The 18690-nt window shown below is 61.8% G+C and carries 21 protein-coding genes; 11 read left to right on the plus strand and 10 right to left on the minus strand.

What is annotated here, in order from left to right:
* The first annotated feature begins 78 nt into the window (after window positions 1-78).
* The 5 genes from ACP7B3_RS08375 to ACP7B3_RS08395 all read left to right on the plus strand — a co-directional run bounded on the left by ACP7B3_RS08375 (window position 79) and on the right by ACP7B3_RS08395 (window position 5956).
* A complete protein-coding gene (locus tag ACP7B3_RS08375) occupies window positions 79-1206 on the plus strand; it encodes a glycerophosphodiester phosphodiesterase (RefSeq protein ID WP_106576086.1) in 1128 nt (375 codons plus the stop codon).
* A gap of 99 nt (window positions 1207-1305) precedes the next feature.
* The gene (locus ACP7B3_RS08380; protein ID WP_145159425.1) at window positions 1306-1611 is read left to right on the plus strand and encodes a PepSY domain-containing protein; all 306 of its coding nucleotides are present in this window, start codon (window positions 1306-1308) and stop codon (window positions 1609-1611) included.
* A 185-nt stretch (window positions 1612-1796) separates the two neighbouring features.
* Window positions 1797-2969, plus strand: a complete 1173-nt coding sequence (locus ACP7B3_RS08385; protein WP_242196243.1) for a GAF domain-containing sensor histidine kinase — start codon at window positions 1797-1799, stop codon at window positions 2967-2969.
* A gap of 100 nt (window positions 2970-3069) precedes the next feature.
* The gene (locus tag ACP7B3_RS08390; protein WP_145159429.1) at window positions 3070-4092 is read left to right on the plus strand and encodes a transporter; all 1023 of its coding nucleotides are present in this window, start codon (window positions 3070-3072) and stop codon (window positions 4090-4092) included.
* 247 nt (window positions 4093-4339) lie between these two features.
* A complete protein-coding gene (locus tag ACP7B3_RS08395) occupies window positions 4340-5956 on the plus strand; it encodes an inorganic phosphate transporter (protein WP_145159431.1) in 1617 nt (538 codons plus the stop codon).
* A gap of 123 nt (window positions 5957-6079) precedes the next feature.
* Here ACP7B3_RS08395 and ACP7B3_RS08400 read toward each other — a convergent pair whose 3' ends face one another.
* The 3 genes from ACP7B3_RS08400 to ACP7B3_RS08410 form a co-directional block, all read right to left on the minus strand.
* Complete coding sequence (locus ACP7B3_RS08400) at window positions 6080-7054, minus strand: biotin-dependent carboxyltransferase family protein (protein ID WP_416362722.1); 975 nt, start codon at window positions 7052-7054, stop codon at window positions 6080-6082.
* Window positions 7051-7929, minus strand: a complete 879-nt coding sequence (locus ACP7B3_RS08405; protein ID WP_145159435.1) for a 5-oxoprolinase subunit B family protein — start codon at window positions 7927-7929, stop codon at window positions 7051-7053. Before ACP7B3_RS08405 ends, ACP7B3_RS08400 begins: the two co-directional genes overlap by 4 nt.
* Before the next feature lie 350 nt (window positions 7930-8279).
* Window positions 8280-9083 (minus strand): 5-oxoprolinase subunit PxpA, encoded by an 804-nt coding sequence (locus ACP7B3_RS08410; RefSeq protein ID WP_426178613.1) that lies wholly within the window; start codon window positions 9081-9083, stop codon window positions 8280-8282.
* Window positions 9084-9187: 104 nt separating this feature from the next.
* Between ACP7B3_RS08410 and ACP7B3_RS08415 the strand changes: the two genes are divergently transcribed.
* Window positions 9188-10105 (plus strand): LysR family transcriptional regulator, encoded by a 918-nt coding sequence (locus tag ACP7B3_RS08415; RefSeq protein ID WP_145159439.1) that lies wholly within the window; start codon window positions 9188-9190, stop codon window positions 10103-10105.
* Here the strand turns inward: ACP7B3_RS08415 and ACP7B3_RS08420 are convergent.
* Window positions 10102-10998 carry a LysR family transcriptional regulator gene (locus ACP7B3_RS08420; protein ID WP_426178614.1) on the minus strand — a complete coding sequence of 299 codons (897 nt, stop codon included), beginning with the start codon at window positions 10996-10998 and terminating at the stop codon, window positions 10102-10104. The genes ACP7B3_RS08415 and ACP7B3_RS08420 overlap by 4 nt on opposite strands.
* 106 nt (window positions 10999-11104) lie before the next feature.
* On the opposite strand from ACP7B3_RS08420, the gene ACP7B3_RS08425 reads away from it, so the two are divergent.
* Window positions 11105-11863, plus strand: coding sequence for an SDR family NAD(P)-dependent oxidoreductase (locus ACP7B3_RS08425; RefSeq protein ID WP_426178615.1), 759 nt, complete (start codon window positions 11105-11107; stop codon window positions 11861-11863).
* 50 nt (window positions 11864-11913) lie between these two features.
* Window positions 11914-12819 (plus strand): LysR family transcriptional regulator, encoded by a 906-nt coding sequence (locus ACP7B3_RS08430; protein WP_145159444.1) that lies wholly within the window; start codon window positions 11914-11916, stop codon window positions 12817-12819.
* Here ACP7B3_RS08430 and ACP7B3_RS08435 read toward each other — a convergent pair.
* Window positions 12806-13246: a multidrug/biocide efflux PACE transporter gene (locus ACP7B3_RS08435; RefSeq protein WP_370003788.1), complete on the minus strand. Its 441-nt coding sequence runs from the start codon at window positions 13244-13246 to the stop codon at window positions 12806-12808. The genes ACP7B3_RS08430 and ACP7B3_RS08435 overlap by 14 nt on opposite strands.
* 88 nt (window positions 13247-13334) lie before the next feature.
* Here ACP7B3_RS08435 and ACP7B3_RS08440 point away from each other — a divergent pair, with 88 nt between their 5' ends.
* A complete protein-coding gene (locus tag ACP7B3_RS08440; protein WP_145159448.1) occupies window positions 13335-14189 on the plus strand; it encodes a LysR family transcriptional regulator in 855 nt (284 codons plus the stop codon).
* 124 nt (window positions 14190-14313) lie between these two features.
* Here the strand turns inward: ACP7B3_RS08440 and ACP7B3_RS08445 are convergent, their stop codons facing one another.
* The 4 genes from ACP7B3_RS08445 to ACP7B3_RS08460 are packed head-to-tail and all read right to left on the minus strand — an operon-like array spanning window position 14314 to window position 16844.
* Complete coding sequence (locus ACP7B3_RS08445) at window positions 14314-15537, minus strand: RNA polymerase sigma factor (RefSeq protein WP_426178616.1); 1224 nt, start codon at window positions 15535-15537, stop codon at window positions 14314-14316.
* A complete protein-coding gene (locus tag ACP7B3_RS08450) occupies window positions 15534-16010 on the minus strand; it encodes an SRPBCC family protein (protein ID WP_426178617.1) in 477 nt (158 codons plus the stop codon). Before ACP7B3_RS08450 ends, ACP7B3_RS08445 begins: the two co-directional genes overlap by 4 nt.
* 27 nt (window positions 16011-16037) lie before the next feature.
* Window positions 16038-16382, minus strand: a complete 345-nt coding sequence (locus ACP7B3_RS08455) for a YciI family protein (RefSeq protein ID WP_242196266.1) — start codon at window positions 16380-16382, stop codon at window positions 16038-16040.
* A 42-nt stretch (window positions 16383-16424) separates the two neighbouring features.
* Window positions 16425-16844 carry a YybH family protein gene (locus ACP7B3_RS08460; protein ID WP_426178618.1) on the minus strand — a complete coding sequence of 140 codons (420 nt, stop codon included), beginning with the start codon at window positions 16842-16844 and terminating at the stop codon, window positions 16425-16427.
* Between the two features lie 148 nt (window positions 16845-16992).
* Between ACP7B3_RS08460 and ACP7B3_RS08465 the strand changes: the two genes are divergently transcribed.
* Window positions 16993-17481 carry a GNAT family N-acetyltransferase gene (locus tag ACP7B3_RS08465; RefSeq protein WP_426178619.1) on the plus strand — a complete coding sequence of 163 codons (489 nt, stop codon included), beginning with the start codon at window positions 16993-16995 and terminating at the stop codon, window positions 17479-17481.
* Between the two features lie 22 nt (window positions 17482-17503).
* Complete coding sequence (locus ACP7B3_RS08470) at window positions 17504-18109, plus strand: pyridoxamine 5'-phosphate oxidase family protein (RefSeq protein ID WP_404484498.1); 606 nt, start codon at window positions 17504-17506, stop codon at window positions 18107-18109.
* An 81-nt stretch (window positions 18110-18190) separates the two neighbouring features.
* On the opposite strand, the gene ACP7B3_RS08475 is transcribed toward ACP7B3_RS08470, so the two are convergent.
* Complete coding sequence (locus tag ACP7B3_RS08475; protein ID WP_242196277.1) at window positions 18191-18673, minus strand: GyrI-like domain-containing protein; 483 nt, start codon at window positions 18671-18673, stop codon at window positions 18191-18193.
* Window positions 18674-18690 lie beyond the last annotated feature (17 nt).

Below are 18690 nucleotides of genomic sequence, written 5' to 3' on the forward strand. Positions count from 1 at the left end.
TTTGGTGATAGCGCCTTTCGCAATCAATTGTTAAAAAGGACGCCTTCTCAAAGTTACCTCCACGAAAGGACTTCGCATATGCCTGTCACGTTTACCAAGAGCGCCTTGCTGCTCGCTCTGATGCTCGGCCTTGGCCAGGCACAGGCTGCCGACCCGATCAGCCCGGCTGAATTGGCAACAAACGAAGGCATTCCTTACCCGGCCGTCATTGCGCACCGTGGCGCTTCCTACGACGCTCCCGAATCCACCGCGGCGTCCTACAAGCTTGCGCGCGACCTGGGCGCCGACTACCTGGAAATGGACCTGCAGCGCAGTAAAGATGGCGTGCTGTTCGCCCTGCACGACAACAACCTGCAGCGCACCACCGACGTGGCCACCAAGTTCCCCGAGCGCAAAGACGCCCCGGCCAACGAGTTCACCTGGGCCGAGCTGCGCACCCTGGACGCTGGCAGCTGGTTCAACGCCGCCTACCCGGATCGCGCGCGCCCTGCGTTCGTCGGCCTGAAAATCCAGAGCCTGGACGAAATCATCAAGATCGCCGAAGGCAACCCGCAGCACAAACCCGGCCTGTACATCGAAACCAAAGAGCCCAAGCAATTTCCGGGCATCGAAGCCGACCTGAAAAACAAGCTGCTGGACAAGGGCTGGTTGAGCTCCGCCGGCTCCAAGCTGGGCAAGAGCAACACGGGCGTCGGCCAGGGCAAGGGCCGCGTCGTGCTGCAAACGTTTGAAAAAGACAGCTTGAAAGAGCTGCAGAAAGAAATGCCCAACACCCCGAAAATCCTGTTGTTGTGGGTCGGCCCTGGCAGCATCGAGCCAAAATCCGCGCAAACATTTGCCGAATCCGGCGAGACCACCAAAGCGGCCTACTACGCCAAGCAAGAGCCCAAAGACGCTGCCGAATTTGAAAAATGGGTCGACGAAGCCAAGAGCCTCGGCGCTATCGGCACCGGCCCATCGGCCGAGCTGACCAACCATGGCGACCAGAGCTACACCGACCTGGTGAAGCCGCAAATGAACAAGCTGACCCACGACAAAGGCTTGCTGGTGCACGTCTATACCGTCGATGAGCCCGTGGACTTCGAGAAAGTGATGGCCGCCGGCGTCGATGGCATCTTCACCAACCGCGCCGCCGAACTGCTGAAGTTCTACAAGCGCTGGCCGTCCTCGAGTGTGCAGGACCTGCTCAAGGACAACGGGTACTAAGCGTCAGGCCGCAATAGGTGTCGGTTCGCCATTAAGGATGAATTAAGTTGCGCTGGTTAATCTGGCGCCACTTAAACAGCTCACCCAGAAGGACACACCATGAAAACCCTGACCGCCCTGTTTGCCGCTACCGCCATGACCCTGACTGCCGGCCTGGCCCAGGCGGATGTTCGCCCGGATCACATTGAAGGCCTGCTCAAATCCGGCGCAGTCATGCCGTTCGAGAAACTCAACGCCGCCGCCGTGGCCACTCACCCCGGCGCCAGCATCACCGACACCGAGCTGGACCACAAAAACGGTGTGCTGGTGTACGAAGTTGACGTGACCGACACCGCCGGCAAGCGCTTTGAAGTCAAGCTCGACGCCAAGACCGGCGCGGTGCTGGAAAACAAGCAAGACACTTGAGTCAACCGCCAAAAAAACCGCGCCACTTTTTAAGTGGCGCGGTTTTTTTATGCGTGCTGCAAAGCCAGAGGCAGGAAAAGTACCCACCTGGATAATGAAATTACACCTACAGCGCGCAAGGTCGCTAGAATCCCACTCATTAACCTGGGCACAACGCCCACCCTCCTCCATATCGAGACCGCTGCATGGGGCAGAAAGCCGCCGACATCGCCACTATTGGCCGTATCAGTGCCGTACCTGCGATGCTCAAAGTCATCAGCGACATGACCGGCCTGCGTTTTGCAGCCGTGGCGCGCGTGACCGAGGACACCTGGACCGCCTGCGCTGTGCTCGATCAATTGGAGTTCGGCCTCGGTGTGGGTGGCGAGCTGGACCTGTCCACGACGATCTGTCACGAAATCCGGGGTTCCCACGCCTCTGTGGTGATCGACAAGGCCAGCGAAGACCCGCGCTACCACGACCACCACACCCCGCGCATGTACCAGTTTGAAAGCTACATCTCGGTGCCGGTGTTCCGCACTGACGGGCGTTTTTTCGGCACCATTTGCGCGTTGGACCCCAACCCCGCGCAGCTGCGCAGCAGCACGATCCAATCGACCATGGAGTCGTTCGCCCGGGTGCTGTCCTTGCAGATCGAAGCCGAGGAGGCCTTGCAGAATACCCAGGCGCAATTGCAGGAAGAACGCGGCACCGCCGAGCTGCGCGAGCAATTCATCGCCGTGCTCGGCCATGACCTGCGCAACCCGCTGTTCGCCATCAACTTCGGTGCCGAGCGGCTGCTGCGCAAACACCCCAACGCGGCGACCGACCCGCTCGTACGGCACATCCTCGCCAGCGGCCGGCGCGCCTCGCAACTGGTCGAAGATGTACTGGATTTCGCTCGCGGGCGCATGGGCAGCGGCATACCGCTGCACCTCAATGATTGCCTGGATCTGCAGGACGCTTTTCGCCATGTGGTCTTCGAAGTGCAAAGCGTAAACCCGCAACGCTTGATCAAGGCCGATATCGGCGACCTGCGTGGCGTCTACGGCGACCGCGATCGGCTGGCGCAATTGCTCTCCAACCTGGTGGCCAACGCCATTCATCATGGTAGCCACGACGGCCCGGTGGAGGTCACGGCGCGGGTTGAACAGGGCCACTTCACGCTGACCGTGAAAAACCCCGGCCAGATCGACGAACTGGCTTTGCCTCGGCTCTTTCAGCCCTACTCGCGGCCGGTCAAGGACACGCCGCAAGCCGGCCTGGGCCTGGGTTTGTATATCGTCAAGCAGATTGCCGATGCCCACGGCGGGCAGCTTGAGGTGTCGTCCTGCGCAGAAAATGGCACGCGTTTCACCTTCACACTGAAAACTCGCTGAACTGGTTTTCAAACCGTCACAAAATCGTCATCCAGCCTTGCAATGATTCGCCCACGCGAACCTGTGAAACGTCCTACAGGCGCTTTCTCTGCGAGCCTCCATGAACCACAGCATCGACCACGGCCATCAGGATCCCGATCTGTTTGGCCTGCTTTACGGGTTTCGTTTTCGACCCGGCGAAAAAGGCGAACAGATTGATTCGGCCACGGCGCTCGCAGCCTTGCAGGCGCCGCACAACCCGGAAGAATTTCTCTGGCTGCACCTGAACCTGGCCCACGCCGCGTGCGAGCGCTGGATGCAGACGCATCTGGCGCTGCCGGAAGAGTTTTTCGAAGCCTTGCACGAAGGTTCGCGCTCTACGCGCATCGAACACGTTGACTCGGCCTTGCTGGCGGTGGTCAACGACGTGGTGTTCAACTTCAGCAGCATGGTCTCCTCGGATATTTCCACGCTGTGGGTGTGCGCCCGCAGCCACTTGCTGGTGAGTGCGCGCCTGCAACCGTTGCATTCGGTGGACAAATTGCGCTCGTCGGTCAAAGCCGGTGAACGCTTTCGCTCGCCGCTGGAGCTGCTGGTGCATTTGTTGCGCGACCAGGGCGAGGTGCTGACCCAGATCGTGCGCAAGACCAGCCTTAGCGTCGACCAGATCGAAGACCAGTTGCTGTCCTCGCGCCTGTCTACCAACCGCGCCGAACTGGGTGCTGCGCGCCGGGTGCTGGTGCGCCTGCAACGCCTGCTGGCGCTGGAACCGGGCTCGTTGCTGCGCCTGCTCAATCGCCCGCCGCAGTGGCTGCAAAAGGAGGACGTGAAGGAATTGCGCAAATCCACCGAGGAGTTTGCGCTGATCATCAACGACCTGATGGCCCTGGGCGAGCGGATCAAACTATTGCAGGAAGAGATCGCCGCCAACCTCAATGAACAAAGCAACCGCACGCTGTTCACCCTTACAGTGGTGACCGTGCTGGCGCTGCCGATCAACATCATTGCCGGCTTTTTCGGCATGAACGTGGGGGGCGTGCCGCTCTCTACCGACCCGGAAGGCTTCTGGATTCTGGTGGCATTGGTGGCCACGTTCACCTTGATTGCCGGCCGCTGGGCATTCCGCAAACGCAAAGATTACTGACCTGCAATACAGTCAAAATGTGGGAGCTGGCTTGCCTGCGATAGCATCACCCGGGTGTCTCTGAAGGACCGAGGTGCCTGCATCGCCGGCAAGCCAGCTCCCACATTGATTGCACTCTGACATTACTTTTGTGGCGGTTTGTAGACCAGTGGCACGCCCATTTCCCTAAGCACTGACTTACCGCAGCATCTCTGTAACATTCTGCAATGATCATCAACGACATCCTCCCCACACTGGATGCTCCGGCATGGCCACCCCTTCCCTGACTGCCTCCACCACCGCCTCACACGCAGATCCCAAACCCCGGCTGGACAAGAAACCCGGCCTGGTGACGGTGATCATCTTCTTCGCCGTGCTCGCCATGGGCCTGCTGTTTACCGCCTACAGCCTGATGCACGACATGCACGAACTGGGCACGGTAGTGACCACCTGGACGCCGTTCCTGCTGCTCGGCGTGGCGCTGTTGATCGCCCTGGGCTTTGAGTTCGTCAACGGCTTCCACGACACCGCCAACGCAGTGGCGACGGTGATCTACACTAACTCGCTGCCGCCGCACTTTGCGGTGGTGTGGTCGGGCTTTTTCAACTTCCTCGGCGTGCTGCTGTCCAGCGGCGCCGTGGCGTTCGGCATCATTGCCCTGCTGCCGGTCGAGCTGATTTTGCAGGTGGGCTCCTCAGCCGGTTTCGCGATGATCTTCGCCTTGCTGATCGCCGCGATCCTGTGGAACCTCGGCACCTGGTGGCTGGGCTTGCCGGCGTCGTCTTCGCACACCCTGATCGGCTCGATCATCGGCGTCGGCGTGGCGAACGCCTTGATGCACGGGCGTGACGGCACCAGCGGCGTCGATTGGAGCCAGGCGATCAAGATTGGTTATGCGCTGCTGCTGTCGCCGCTGATCGGCTTCGCGTTTGCCGCCTTGCTGTTGCTGGCCCTGCGCGCCTTTGTGAAAAACCGCTCGCTGTACAAGGCGCCCAAGGGCGACACCCCGCCGCCGTGGTGGATTCGCGGCATGCTGATCGCCACCTGCACCGGCGTGTCCTTCGCTCACGGTTCAAATGACGGCCAGAAAGGCATGGGCCTGATCATGCTGATCCTGGTCGGCACCCTGCCAATGGCCTACGCGCTGAACCGCACCATGCCGGCCGAGCAGTCGTTGCAGTTTGCGGCAGTGGCCGAGGTGACCCAGGTCGCCTTGATGAAAAGCGCACCGCAAGCCTTGCCGGGCGACCCACGGCCGATCCTGTCGACCTACGTGCGCACCAAGGAAGCCACCGCGGAACTGATACCCGCCCTCGCCGCCCTGGCAGGCCAGATTGGTGACGAAGTCAAAGGCTACGGCTCTCTGGCCAAAGTCCCTGCCGAAGCGGTAGGCAACGTGCGTAACGACATGTACTTGAGCAGCGAAACCATTCGCCTGATGGACAAGGACAAGGTCGGCAGCTTCGACGCCGACACCCAAGGCAAGCTGAAGCTGTTCAAGGAACAGATCGACAGTTCCACGCGCTTTATTCCGCTGTGGGTGAAGATCGCCGTGGCCATCGCGCTCGGCCTGGGCACCATGGTTGGCTGGAAGCGCATCGTGGTGACGGTGGGCGAGAAGATCGGCAAAACCCACCTGACCTATGCCCAAGGCGCCTCGGCCGAGACAGTGGCGATGCTGACGATTGGCGCAGCGGATATGTTCGGGTTACCGGTGTCGACCACCCATGTGCTGTCGTCCGGTGTGGCCGGGACCATGGTGGCCAACGGCGGAGGGTTGCAGATGAAGACCATCCGCAATTTGCTGATGGCCTGGGTGCTGACCTTGCCGGCGGCGATTCTGTTGTCGGGCAGTTTGTACTGGCTGTTCACCAAACTGTTCTGACCCAACGCAATTGGAAAGGTGGGAGCTGGCTTGCCTGCGATGGCGGTGTACCCGCCAACAGTAAGGTAAGCTGACCCGCCGCCATCGCAGGCAAGCCAGCTCCCACAGCAGTTTTAGGGTGTGTCAGGAAGTAAAGAGGCCAGCCATGGCCTTCAACCGCTTCTTGTACACCCGCCGCGCCTCCAAGGCCTCCTCCAGCGTCACCGCCACAAACCCCGCCCGCTGGTTCGGCTGCATCTGCCCGATCAAATCCAGATCCGCACTGATCACCGTGCCAATCATCGCGTAGCCACCGCCCGAGACCGCATCCCTGTGCAGCACAATCGGCTCCAACCCCGCCGGCACCTGGATCGAGCCAATGGGGTAGCAACTGTCGACGATATTCGACGGGTCCGAGCCCGCGCCAAATGGCTGCTCACGCGGCTGAAAACTCAACGCGCTGCCGCCCTTGAAGCGATAGCCGATGCGATCCGCCTCGGAGCCCACCGTCCACGGCTCGGCAAAAAAGCTGCTTTTCGCGCCGTCAGTCAGCCGGTCGTAATACAGCCCCGGCACCACACGCAAGGTCACATCGCCGCCGACTGAGCGACGCAGTGCCATCGGCAAACTGTTGCCCGCACGCCCCTGCCCACTGGCATCGCCGATCGGCAGTTCATCGCCCGCCTGCAAGCGCCGTCCCTGAAACCCACCGAGCGCGCCGAGGGTGTACGTCGAGCGGCTGCCGAGCACCAATGGCACATCAATGCCGCCCGCCACCGCCAGGTAGGTGCGCGCGCCCGCCTTGGGAAATTCAAAGCGCAACACCTGCCCGGCGCGCACCTGGAACGCGGTGTCCTGGTGCACCACGTCGCCGTCCAGGCGCGGCGCCATCAGCGCACCGCTGAGCGCCACCAACGCGTCCTGTTGGAACTGCAACTCCGGGCCAATCAACGTGCATTCCAGGCCCGCCGCACCCACCGGGTTGCCCACCAGGTGGTTGGCCGCGCTCAGCGCGTATTGGTCGAGCGCACCCGACGGCGGAATGCCCAAGTGGTAATAACCTTCACGACCAAGGTCCTGCACAGAGGTGGCGAGGCCGGGTTTGATGACTTTGATCATGCCAGCGCCTCCTGCAGGGTTTTCGGATAGCCAACGGGGTCGGCAAGAAAGGCGTCGAGGGAAAATTCCACCGGGCGGATGCGCAGGTCGAAACGCCCCGCGTCCACCTCGGCGACCGCCAGGTCATAGGCGTCGCGGTCCAGCGGTTTGAACTGCACGATGTCACCGGGGCGGAAGAACACCATGTGCTCCTTGAGGTACGCCAATTGCTGCGCCGGGTCGTAGATCGGCGCCGGGGTTACGCCAAACATCTGGTAACCACCGGCGCCGCGTACCGAGTAGATACAGCCAAAGCAGCCGCCATGCCCGAGGGTCAATTTGGGCGTGTCGGTGCGCGGGCGCAGGTACTTGGGCACCTGCAATTGCCGTTCGCGCTCAACCATCTGGAACATGAACGGCAGGCCTGCGACAAAGCCCACCATCGACACAAACCACGGCGCGCCGCTGTGGGCGGCGATAAACGCGTCCACATCGGCCAGGCCGTTGATGCGCGCGGCGTATTCCAGGTCCGTGCCCGTGGGGTCTTGGTGACGGTCGCGAAAACGCATCAGCGTTTCGTGGGTCCACGGGTCGTTGTAGAGCACCGGGATTTCAATGATGCGCGTGTGCAACGTGCGCTCGGCCACGGCCTGGGCTTCGGCGCTTTGCACGGCGTCGAGCAGCACGTGTGGCGCGATGCGGTCGGGGTCGAAGCGAATCTGAAACGACGCATTGGCCAGGCACACATCCAGCACGCCTTCCAGCGCCAGACGCTCCACGGCGCGGGTCACGGCCATGCCTTTGAAAAAGGCCTGCAGGGACATGCTGTCGCTGACCTCGGCAAACAGGTGTTCATCACCGCCGAAGCTGTAGCGGATGGGGGACGTTTCAGCCATGTCTGTTCCTCTTGGAATCATTGTAGAAAGGCAGGCAAAAAATAATGTGGGGGGCGCACGCTTTTTGTTGTGGTGAGCGCATGTCGTTGTGGCAAGCGGTCTTACTGTGATCAGTGGGCTTACTGTTGCCAGTGGGCCTACTGTGGTCAGTGGGCCTACTGTTGCCAGCGGGCTTACTGTGGCGAGCGGGCTTACTGTGGCGAGCGGGCTTGCCCCGCGTTGGGCTGCGCAGCAGCCCTTAAATCAGGCGACCGGGTGCTACCTGACACTACGCGGCGTTTATTGGGGCGGCTTCGCCGCCCAACGCGGGGCAAGCCCGCTCGCCACAGGCCACAGCAAGCCCGGTTGCCTCAGCAAGCCCGCTCGCCCTCAGAGAGTCCTCTCACCCCAACACGTCCATTCGCCGCAGTGACTACGATGCCCGCCTGGTCCAACGCTTCGCGAGTGGCCTCGACCAACTCCAGCGCGCCGGGCGTGTCGCTGTGCAGGCAGATGGAGTCGAATTCGATAGGCAGGTCTTCGCCCTCAACCGTTCGCACCAACCCCGTCTGACAAGCACGCAAGACCCGCGCCGCGACCGTTGCAGGGTCAAGCGCGCGCACATTGCGGGTAAACACGATGGAGCCGGTCAGGTCGTATTCACGGTCGGCATAAAACTCGCGCACCACAGGCTGCCCGAGTTCCTTGGCAACGCGCCAGATCACCGAGTTGGGCATGCAATACAGCAACAGTGTCGGTTCGATGAGTTGCAGGTTTTGCACCAGCAAGCGCGCGGCCTCTTCGTCGCGGGCCAGGTGCATGTAGAGCGCGCCGTGGGGCTTGATGTGTTGCAGGGGCACGCCTTGGGCGCGGGCGATTTCGCGCAGGGCGCCGAGCTGGTAGAGCATGTCGTCCACCAGTTCCTGCGCCGGTGCGTTGATGTGCCGACGGCCGAAACCCACTAGGTCGCGAAAGCCTGGATGCGCGCCGATCGCCACGCCCAGTTGCTTGGCGCGCGCGACGGTGCGGCGCATGGTACCGGGGTCGCCGGCGTGGAAGCCGGTGGCGATGTTGGCTGAGCTGATGTAAGCCATCAGTTCAGCATCCACGCCATCGCCGATGGTCCAGGGGCCGAAGCCTTCGCCCATGTCTGAATTGAAATCCACTGCCTGCATCGGTGTCGCTCCGCCAAAGGTGATGCCAGGAAAGTAGGCTGGCGCTTGACCCCTTGGGAAGATCTATTATCAGATGGCCCATCTTCTGAAAATCAGATAAAGCCATGTCCCTGACTTTGCGCCAAGTTCGCTACTTCGTCGCCACTGCCGAGATCGGCCAGATTTCCCAGGCGGCCATCCACTTGAACATCTCCCAGTCGGCGGTGACCACGGCGATCAAGGAACTGGAAGCCATGCTCGGCGTGCAGCTGTTTGTGCGTTCGGCCCAAGGCATGAACCTGACCGATGCCGGGCGGCACTTTCTCAACCGAGCCTATGTGATTGTGCGCAGCGTGGACGACGCGCTGAACAGCCCGCTGCCGGATTACCGCGCCAGCGGCGTGCTGCGCGTGGCGGCCAGTTACACGGTGCTCGGCTACTTCCTGCCGCATCACTTGCAGCGCATGGAACACTGGCACCCGGACGTGACCATCGAGGTGTTCGAGCAGGAGCGCCAGGCCATCGAACACGGCCTGCTCGACGGTCAATTCGACATGGCCGTGGTGCTCACCGCCAACCTCACTCACCCGGATATCGTCTCGGAGATCCTGTTCAATTCCGAACGCCGCCTGTGGCTGCCCAGCCACCACCCGTTGTGCGAACGCGGCGCCGTGAGCCTGGCCGATGTGGCGCAGCAACCCTACATCCTGCTCACCGTCGACGAGGCCGAACACAGCGCCATGCGCTACTGGGAACAGGCCGGGCAAACGCCCAAGGTGCGGCTGCGCACCAGTTCAGTGGAAGCGGTGCGCAGCATGGTTGCCAATGGCAGCGGCGTGGCGATCCTGTCGGACCTGGTGCACCGGCCCTGGTCCCTGGAAGGCAAGCGCATCGAAACGCTGACCGTGACCGACCCGGTCACGCCCATGAGCGTCGGCCTGGCCTGGCACCGCGAGCGCGCGTTCACGCCGGCGATGCAGGCGTTTCGGGATTACTTCCACGACGCCTTCCTGGCACCGCAGCAGTTGTCGGCGCGGCGTTAAATCCGGGCTTGCAAGGTGGCGGCCAGCCAATCCATGAACACCCGCACGCGCTGTGGCAAATGCCGTTGCCCGGCATAGAGCAGCGACACGTCCAACGCCGGCGCGGGGTAGTCAGGCAACACGGCCACCAGTTCACCGCACTCGAGTAAATCGCGAATCCCCAGGACCGGCACCTGAGTGATGCCAAAACCGCCCAGGCACGCCGACTTGTACGCATCGGTGCTGTTGACCGTGACGCGCCCGGCCATCGGCACGCGGTGCACTTTGTTGCCCTGCTGGTATTCGAACCCCGGCGAACGCGAACCCAATGGCCGCACGTAATGCACCAATTGGTGATGCGCCAGGTCGGCCAGGGTCTCGGGCTTGCCATGGCGCTGAACATACTCGGCGCTGACGCAATTGATCATCGGCATGCTGTACAACAGACGCGCGACCACCGACTGATCGGGCTGCGCGCCAACGCGCAACACGCAGTCGAAACCTTCGGCGAGCAAGTCTACCTGGCGGTCGGTGGTGCTGATTTCCAGCTCGATCAAGGGGTGGGCGTGCATGAATTCGGGCAGGCGCGGCAGGATCAGGTCCCGCGCCATGACGTTGGGCATGTCCACGCGAATGCGCCCGCTCAGTTGCGCTTCATCCTGACGAAACAGGCCTTCAAGTTCTTCCATGTGCGACAGCAAATCCTTGCTGCGCTCATACAGCACGCGCCCGTCCTGAGTGGCCTGCACCTTGCGCGTGGTGCGCTGCAACAGGCGCGCACCGAGCAATTCTTCGAGTGCCTGCACGTGCTCGGACACCGTGGAGCGCGGCAGGCCCAGGCTTTCGCCAGCCTGGGTGAAACTCGACAGTTCGGTGACCCGCACGAAGGTGCGCAACAGCTCAAGCTTGTTCATGGGATTGTTCGCCTTATCCGGCCAGTGACTCCGACAACGCCTTGTTTATCACGTTACGAGCGGACAAATACACTCAGTCCCACTGATCACACAAGAGGACTGCACCATGACCCGTAAAATCGCACTCATCACTGGCGCCAGCCGCGGCTTGGGCAAAAGCGCAGCGCTGCACCTGGCGGCACAGGGCGTCGACATCATCGGCACCTACCACAGCGCCGCAGCCGAAGCCCAAGCGGTGGTGGAACAGATTCAAGCGCTGGGTGGCCGTGCGGCCATGCTGCAACTGGATGTCAGCCAAAGCGGCACGTTCAATGACTTCGTCGGCGAGATCAGCACAGTACTCAAGGATGTTTTCGCACAGGATCACTTTAATTTTCTGATCAACAACGCCGGTATCGGCGCTCACGCCAGCTTCGCCGAAACCACCGAAGAACAGTTTGACCGCCTGGTGGCGATCCACCTCAAGGCGCCATTTTTCCTCACGCAAAAATTGCTCCCGCTGATCAGCGATGGCGGGCGCATCATCAATATCTCCAGCGGTCTGGCGCGGTTCAGCCTGCCAGGGTATTCGGCGTATGCCTCGATGAAAGGCGCGGTTGAAGTGCTGTCGCGCTACCAGGCCAAAGAGTTGGGCCCGCGCGGCATTACCGTCAACACCCTGGCACCGGGCGCCATCGCCACCGACTTCGGCGGCGGCGCGGTGCGCGACAACAAGGACCTCAACGCAATGGTCGCCAACAACACCGCGCTGGGCCGTGCCGGTTTGCCAGACGACATCGGCGGCGCGATCTCGACCTTGCTGGCCGATGGCAGCCACTGGATCACCGGGCAACGCATCGAAGCCTCGGGCGGCATGTTTCTGTAGGCATTGTGCGCTAGCATCAATGCCTTCAAGTCACAGACAGGCAATCACCGATGAGTTTCGATCCAGGTTTGGCCGGCGGCATGGGCGTATTGGCAGCCGTGGTCGACAGCGGCAGTTTTGCCCGCGCCGCCGACAGCCTGGACATGACGCCTTCGGGGGTCAGCCGAGCGATTTCGCGGCTGGAAAAGCGCCTGGGGATTCGCCTGTTCGACCGCACCACGCGCTCGGTGCAACTGACCGACGAAGGCCGACGTTTTTATCAGCAAATCGCGCCGTTGCTGGCCGGTCTCGAAGAGGCCGCCAGCTCCGCCGCCGACAGTGCATTGACCGTACGCGGGCGCTTGCGGGTGAATATCGACCCGTACTTTTCGCGCCTGGTATTGGGCCCGGTGCTGGGCGACTTCATGCGCCGCTACCCGCAATTGCAGTTGGACTTGCACACCCGCGACCAACTCGGCGATCTGGTCGCCGACGGTTTTGACGTGGCGATTCGCTTCGGCATCCCACAATCCTCCTCGCTGATCGCGCGCAAATTGATGCAAGTGCGCGTGCTCACCGTGGCCTCCCCCGCTTACCTTGAGCAATACGGCCGACCGGCCACGCCACAAGACTTGGAAACCGGGCATATGTGCCTGGATTTTCGCGACTCGCAGACCGGCCGCCCGTTTGCCTGGGAGTTCCACCGCAAGGGCGAGCAGGTGATCGTGCGCACTGACGGGCGCTTGGTGGTCAACGACGCCAGCACCTTGTACAGCGTGTGTGAACACGGGCACGCGGTGGCGCAAATGCTCGACCTGGGCCTGACGCCGGCGCTCAATGCCGGCAGCCTGGTGGAGTTGTTTCCCGACTGGCCGGACGAGCGTTTTCCGTTGTACGCCTACTACCCGTCGCGGCATTTGCCCGCCGCCAAGGTGCGGGCGTTTCTGGAGTTTGTCGCCTCGCTCAAGCTTGGCTGACCAGCCGGCGCTGTACGAATTTTTCCCGAAGCACGTCATAGCCCCAGTGATACACATAGGTGTACGGCAGGAAGAACAGCAGCACGCCGATGTCGAGAATAAACGCCTGCATCAGGCTGATGTTCAGCCACGCTGCGATCAACGGCACACACATCAGAATCAGGCCGCCCTCGAACATCAACGCGTGCAGCACACGCGTCCAGGCGTTATTGGCGAGTTTCCAGCGTGCCTTCAGGCGGTCGAACAGGCCGTTGAAGATCACGTTCCAGGTCAGCGCCATCAGGCTGATCGCCAGGGTGACCATGCCCATCTCCAGGGCGGGCTTGTCCATGATCCACGCCAGCAACGGGGTGCAGATCAACAACGCCAAACCTTCAAAACCAATGGCTTGGCAAACACGTTCAGTAATCGACTTGGTAGGGTTCATGGCCCGGCTCCGTGAGTGACGACGGTTGCCATGATTACCCTTTGAATCGATACTTCATAACTAATAACCATCGATCAAGGCGATAGTCATGGCCTCTCATGAAGTGCTGCAGGCCTTTGTCCAGGCGGCCACCCAAGGCTCTTTTTCCGCCGCGGCGCGCAAGTTGGGCAAGAGCCAGTCCACGGTCAGCGCGGCGGTCGCGAGTCTGGAGATTGACCTGGATGTGACGCTGTTTGATCGCAGCAGCCGCAAGCCAACGCTCACCCCGGCCGGCCACGTGTTGTTGCAACGCGCCGAGCAGGTGCTGGAGGCCAGCAGCCGTCTGGCGCTGGCGGCGAGCCAGTTGTCACAGGGCCTGGAGCCTAAGTTGACCATCGCCATGTCCGATACTTACCAGTCCGACCGCTTTGAAATCGCCCTCAAAGCGTTTGAACAGCGCTACCCGGACCTTGAGCTGGAATGCCTGATCGCCGAGTGCGAAGATTTGGTCGCTCTGGTGCAGAGCGGCCGAGCGCAGATTGCGTTTATCGAGCAACAGGACACCTACCCGCCCGACCTGACGGGCGCTCCCGTGGAAGAGCGCACCGAAATTGCGCTGTTCGTCGCGCCTTCACACCCGTTGGCCCACTTGAAAAACATCTGCGTGAACACCTTGCAGCAGCATCGCGAGCTGCGCCTGGCCAGCATCATCAACCCGAATGAAATCCGTGCCACTGGGCGCGTGTGGTCGGCCCCCAGTTACCTGATGTTGATGGAAATGGCGCAGCTGGGGTTCGGCTGGGCGCCGATACCGCGCTGGCTGGTGGAGCGTTTTGGCGGCGACCACCTGGTGGAGCTCAAGGCCCGTGGTTGGCCACGCTCGGTGGCAGTGGACGCGCTGTGGTCAAGGCATCATCCGCCAGGGCCGGCGGGGAGTTGGTTGCTCGGCAAAATGTTGGAGTGATTGCCCCTAGACAACGTGTTTGCATGTGGGAGCTGGCCTGCCTGCGATGGCGATGTGTCAGGCTGTCAATCTGTTGGCTGATACACCGCTATCGCCGGCAAGCCAGTTCCCACAGGGTTGATCCTTATTGTCTGGGGGATTTGAGTTCAGCCAGGCGCTGCTCTAAGAGGCGCTTTTCTGGGGTTTGCTGAGTGAGTGACAGGGCTTTTTCGTACGAAGCACGGGCTTGTTCGCTACGCCCCAACTGCCGACAAAACTCCCCACGCGCCGAATGTGCCCAGTGGTAATCCAGCAACTCGCCCCGCGCAAAAATCGCCTCCACTGCCTGCAGGCCTGCCAACGGCCCATCGCGCATGGCCAGCGCCACCGCGCGGTTCAACTCGATCACCGGCGACGGCACCGCCCTGAGCAACACGTCATAGAGCCCGACAATCTGCGGCCAGTCCGTCTCCCCCGCGCTCGACGCTTCGGCGTGCACCGCCGCAATGGCGGCTTGTAGGCAATACGGGCCAAAACGCCGTGTGCTCAACGCCTGCTCCACCAGTGCGCAGCCTTCAGCAATCAAGGACGCGTCCCACAACCCACGGTCCTGTTCATCCAGCAACACCAACTCGCCGTCGGCCGAGGTGCGCGCCGCTCGGCGTGATTCGTGCAACAGCATCAGCGCCAGCAGGCCGATGACTTCCGGCTCTGGCAGCAGTTCCACCAGCAGGCGCCCCAGCCTAATGGCTTCGCGGGTCAGGTCCTCCCGAGTAAGGTTCGCGCCCATCGACGCCGAATAGCCCTCGTTGAACACCAGGTAAACCACGCGTAACACGCTGTCCAGGCGCTCGGGCAATTCGTCGCGGCACGGCACCTGATAGGGAATCTTCGCTTCGCGAATCTTGCCCTTGGCGCGCACGATGCGCTGCGCGATGGTAGTGGGCGTGGCGAGAAAGGCGCGGGCGATTTCTTCGGTGGTGAGGGCGCAGATCTCACGCAAGGTCAGCGCCGCCTGGGCGTCAGGCGCCAGCGCCGGGTGGCAGCAGGTGAACATCAGGCGCAGGCGGTCGTCTTCCACGTCGTCCTCACTCCACTCGGCCGCTTCCAGCGCGTCGGCCTGCTCCTGCAACAAGGGGGTAAAACGGGCCTGGCGGCGCAGGCGGTCGATGGCTTTGAAACGGCCGGTCGAGACCAGCCAGGCGCGTGGATTGCTCGGCACACCGTCGTGCTGCCAGCGCTCGACCGCGACGAAGAACGCCTCGTGCAGGGCTTCTTCGGCGAGGTCGAAATCACCGAGCAAACGGATCAGCGTGGCGAGCACGCGGCGTGACTCGCTGCGGTAAATCGCCTCGATTTCAGGCGTCAATCGGGCATGCCCTGGGTCACCAGCGTCACCAGGCGGTCCAGGCTCTGGCCCCAGCCGTCATGAAACCCCATGGCTTCGTGCGCCTGTTTATCGGCTTCGCTCCAGTGCATGGCGCGAGCGGTGTAGAGGGTTTTGCCGTCGACCTCTTCGAAGGTCACTTCGGCGGTCATGAACGGCTTGCCCGACGGCACCCAGCCTGGCGAATAAGCGTCGGTAAACACCAGCCGGCGCGGCGCCTGGATCTCCAGAAACACGCCTTGGGTTGGGTACTCCGCGCCATCCGGTGCGAGCATCAGGGTACGAAACAGGCCACCGACCCACAGGTTCATTTCGCACTCTGGCGTGGTCATGCCGTGGGGTCCCCACCATTGTTGCAACAAGGCAGGTTCGGTCCAGGCGCGAAACACACGGTTGCGCGGGGCGTCGATCAAGCGGCTGATGGACAGTTCAAATTCGGCAATTGGCGTTGTCATGGGATAAACCTCTTGTGGTTGTTGTTTTCAGAGATTCAATTCACGCACGGGGCGTACTTCCACACTGCCGACCCTGGCCGCCGGTATGCCACCGGCCACCTGGATCGCTTCGTTCAAGTCCTTGGCCTCGATCAGATAAAACCCGGCGAGCTGCTCCTTGGTTTCGGCAAACGGCCCGTCGGTGATCGACAACTTGCCATTGCGCATGCGCACGGTGGTGGCGGTGCTCACCGACTCCAGTGGCTCGGCGGCGAGCATGCGCCCGCTGGCCTGGATGGCCTCGGCATAGGCAAAACACTCGGGGTCCGCAGGGCTGTCCGGCGAGGTGTGCAACACCTGCTCGTCGCTGTAGATCAGGCAGAGGTATTTCATGGGCGTCTCCGTTTTCGGACTACTGACTATAGTTCGTGGCGGTCAGGGTTTCAGGTCGAACAATGCGCTGCCGCTGTTCATGTCGAAGGGCGCTGACCAATGCTCATGCACCACGCGCCATTGACCCTCGATGCGCTGGTAACCGGCGGTCACCCGCATCCAGCAGGCCTTCACCACGCCATCCGGCCCGGCACCGCCGCAATGGGCCAGCCAATGGGCAAACGCACTCTCGGGTGCCCCGACGATATGCAGCTCATGGAACTCAAAAATGCCGGGGCCGGGGCAATGCTTCATGCAGTCTTCCCAATGCATGCGGTAGGCCGCCTTGCCCTTGAATTGCAACGCGGTGACGGCGTCGAACGAGACGATATCGTCGGCGTAAAAGCTGACAATTTTGTCGATATCACGGACCAGCACGGCCTGCTGCCATTCATCGATCAGACGGGTGATTGCAGTGCTCATGGCGATACTCCTGAGGGGTGGAAAATCACGTGGGACACCCTTAGTCGAACGCGCTGTGGGTAAATCGACAGCGCGCTGAAAAATAATTTCGCGACGCGCAAACCCGCTAGAATCCACGCCTCTTTGTAGGATTTGGGATGCGCCCTGGATGGAAACCCGCCTCGTGCCCTATGAGACGCTGAACATTGTGCAAAAACAGCAACTCGACACCCTGCAAGTGCATCCCGAGCAACTGGCGTATTCAGGCGATATCTACTGTGCGCTGAACAGCCTGCTGGTCAATCCCAGCCCCAACGCCATCAAGGGCTTTGCCCTGCTCGCCGATGACGTGCCCGTCGCGTTCCTGCTGCTTAAACGCCCGCCCTGCCTGCCTCATTGGGCCGATGAACACAGCGCCACGCTGCATGCGTTGCAGGTTGATCGGCATCAGCAGGGCCGTGGGTTCGGCAAAGCCTGTTTGCAGGCGCTGCCGGCGGCGGCCCTGCACGCGTGGCCGCAGATCAAAGCGTTGGAGTTGTCGGTGGACGCGCAGAATGTGGCGGCGATGAGCCTGTATCTGGCGGCGGGTTGGGTCGACAGCGGCGAGGCGTATAAGGGCCAGATTGGCCATGAGCGCCGGCTGGCGTTAGTGTTTTAAACACGATAAGGAAGTGGTGAACATGCTGACAACCCTGGAACAACTCGAAACCCTCTACGGCCTCCCCCACGAGCGGGCGGTGCGCAAGGAGATCCCGTTTCTCAACGAGGATTACCAGGCCATGGTGCGGGCGTCGCCACTGGTGGTGGTCAGTTCATCCGGGCCGGAAGGCATCGATGGCTCGCCGCGCGGCGATGTACCGGGGTTTGTGCGAATTGTGGATGAGCGCACCCTGGCGATCCCGGATCGGCCGGGCAATAACCGCCTCGATACCCTGCGCAACTTGGTCCAGGACCCACGCATTGCATTGCTGTTCATCATCCCGGGCATTGGCGAGACCTTGCGCGTGAATGGCCTGGCGCAGATTTGCATCGAGCCCGAGTTGCTGGAGAGTTTTGCGGTGAATGGCAAGCCTGCGCGCTCGGTGATTCTGGTGCAGGTGCAAGCCGCGTATTTCCACTGCTCGAAAGCGTTCGTGCGCTCGGACTGCTGGAACCCCGAGAAGCACCTGGATCGTTCGGCATTGCCGTCGGCCGGCGCGTTTCACAAGCGGCTCAATGACGGGCAGTTTGACGCCGAGGCCTATGACCGGGAAATGCCGGAGCGGGTCAAGGCCACGCTGTATTGAAGGACCTGTGGGGCCGGAGCGGGTCAAGGCCACGCTGTATTGAAGGACCTGTGGGGCCGGAGCGCCGGCCCCTGTGAGTCATCAGGCTTTCTTTTCGACCGGCATCCAGATCTCAACGGAACCTGTGCCTTTGCGTGCATCAAAATCCGCGCTGTAGCGCTCGAAATCCGCCCCGGCCACCTTGTAGCCCGAGTGCGGCAACCACTCGAACATGATGCGCTCGTAGGTCTGCTCAAGCGCCTGCACCGGGCCGTGGTGCGCGAATACCGCGTAATGGCGGGCAGGCAATTCAACCGACTGGAAATTGCTGGGTACATCGCTTTTGGCCGGTACTTCAACGCCGGCCAGATAGTCGAACTCGCCTTGCTTGGCGTTGTAGCACACGCCATACATCTGGCGGTCAACGCGCTTGCTGATGTCTTTGATGTTGCCGTCGAGCACTTCCCACAACTTGGGAATATCCCCCACGGTGGCTTTGTCGTAATGGCCCTTGAGCCCGGCAATCACCAGGGCTTTGCCCTCTTCCAGGCGTGGCTGCAAGGGTAGTTTTGTCTGCTGATCCATCTGAACAGTCTCCTTCT

Origin of the sequence: Pseudomonas sp. TWRC1-2 (assembly GCF_049896685.1) — a bacterium.
Classification (GTDB): domain Bacteria; phylum Pseudomonadota; class Gammaproteobacteria; order Pseudomonadales; family Pseudomonadaceae; genus Aquipseudomonas.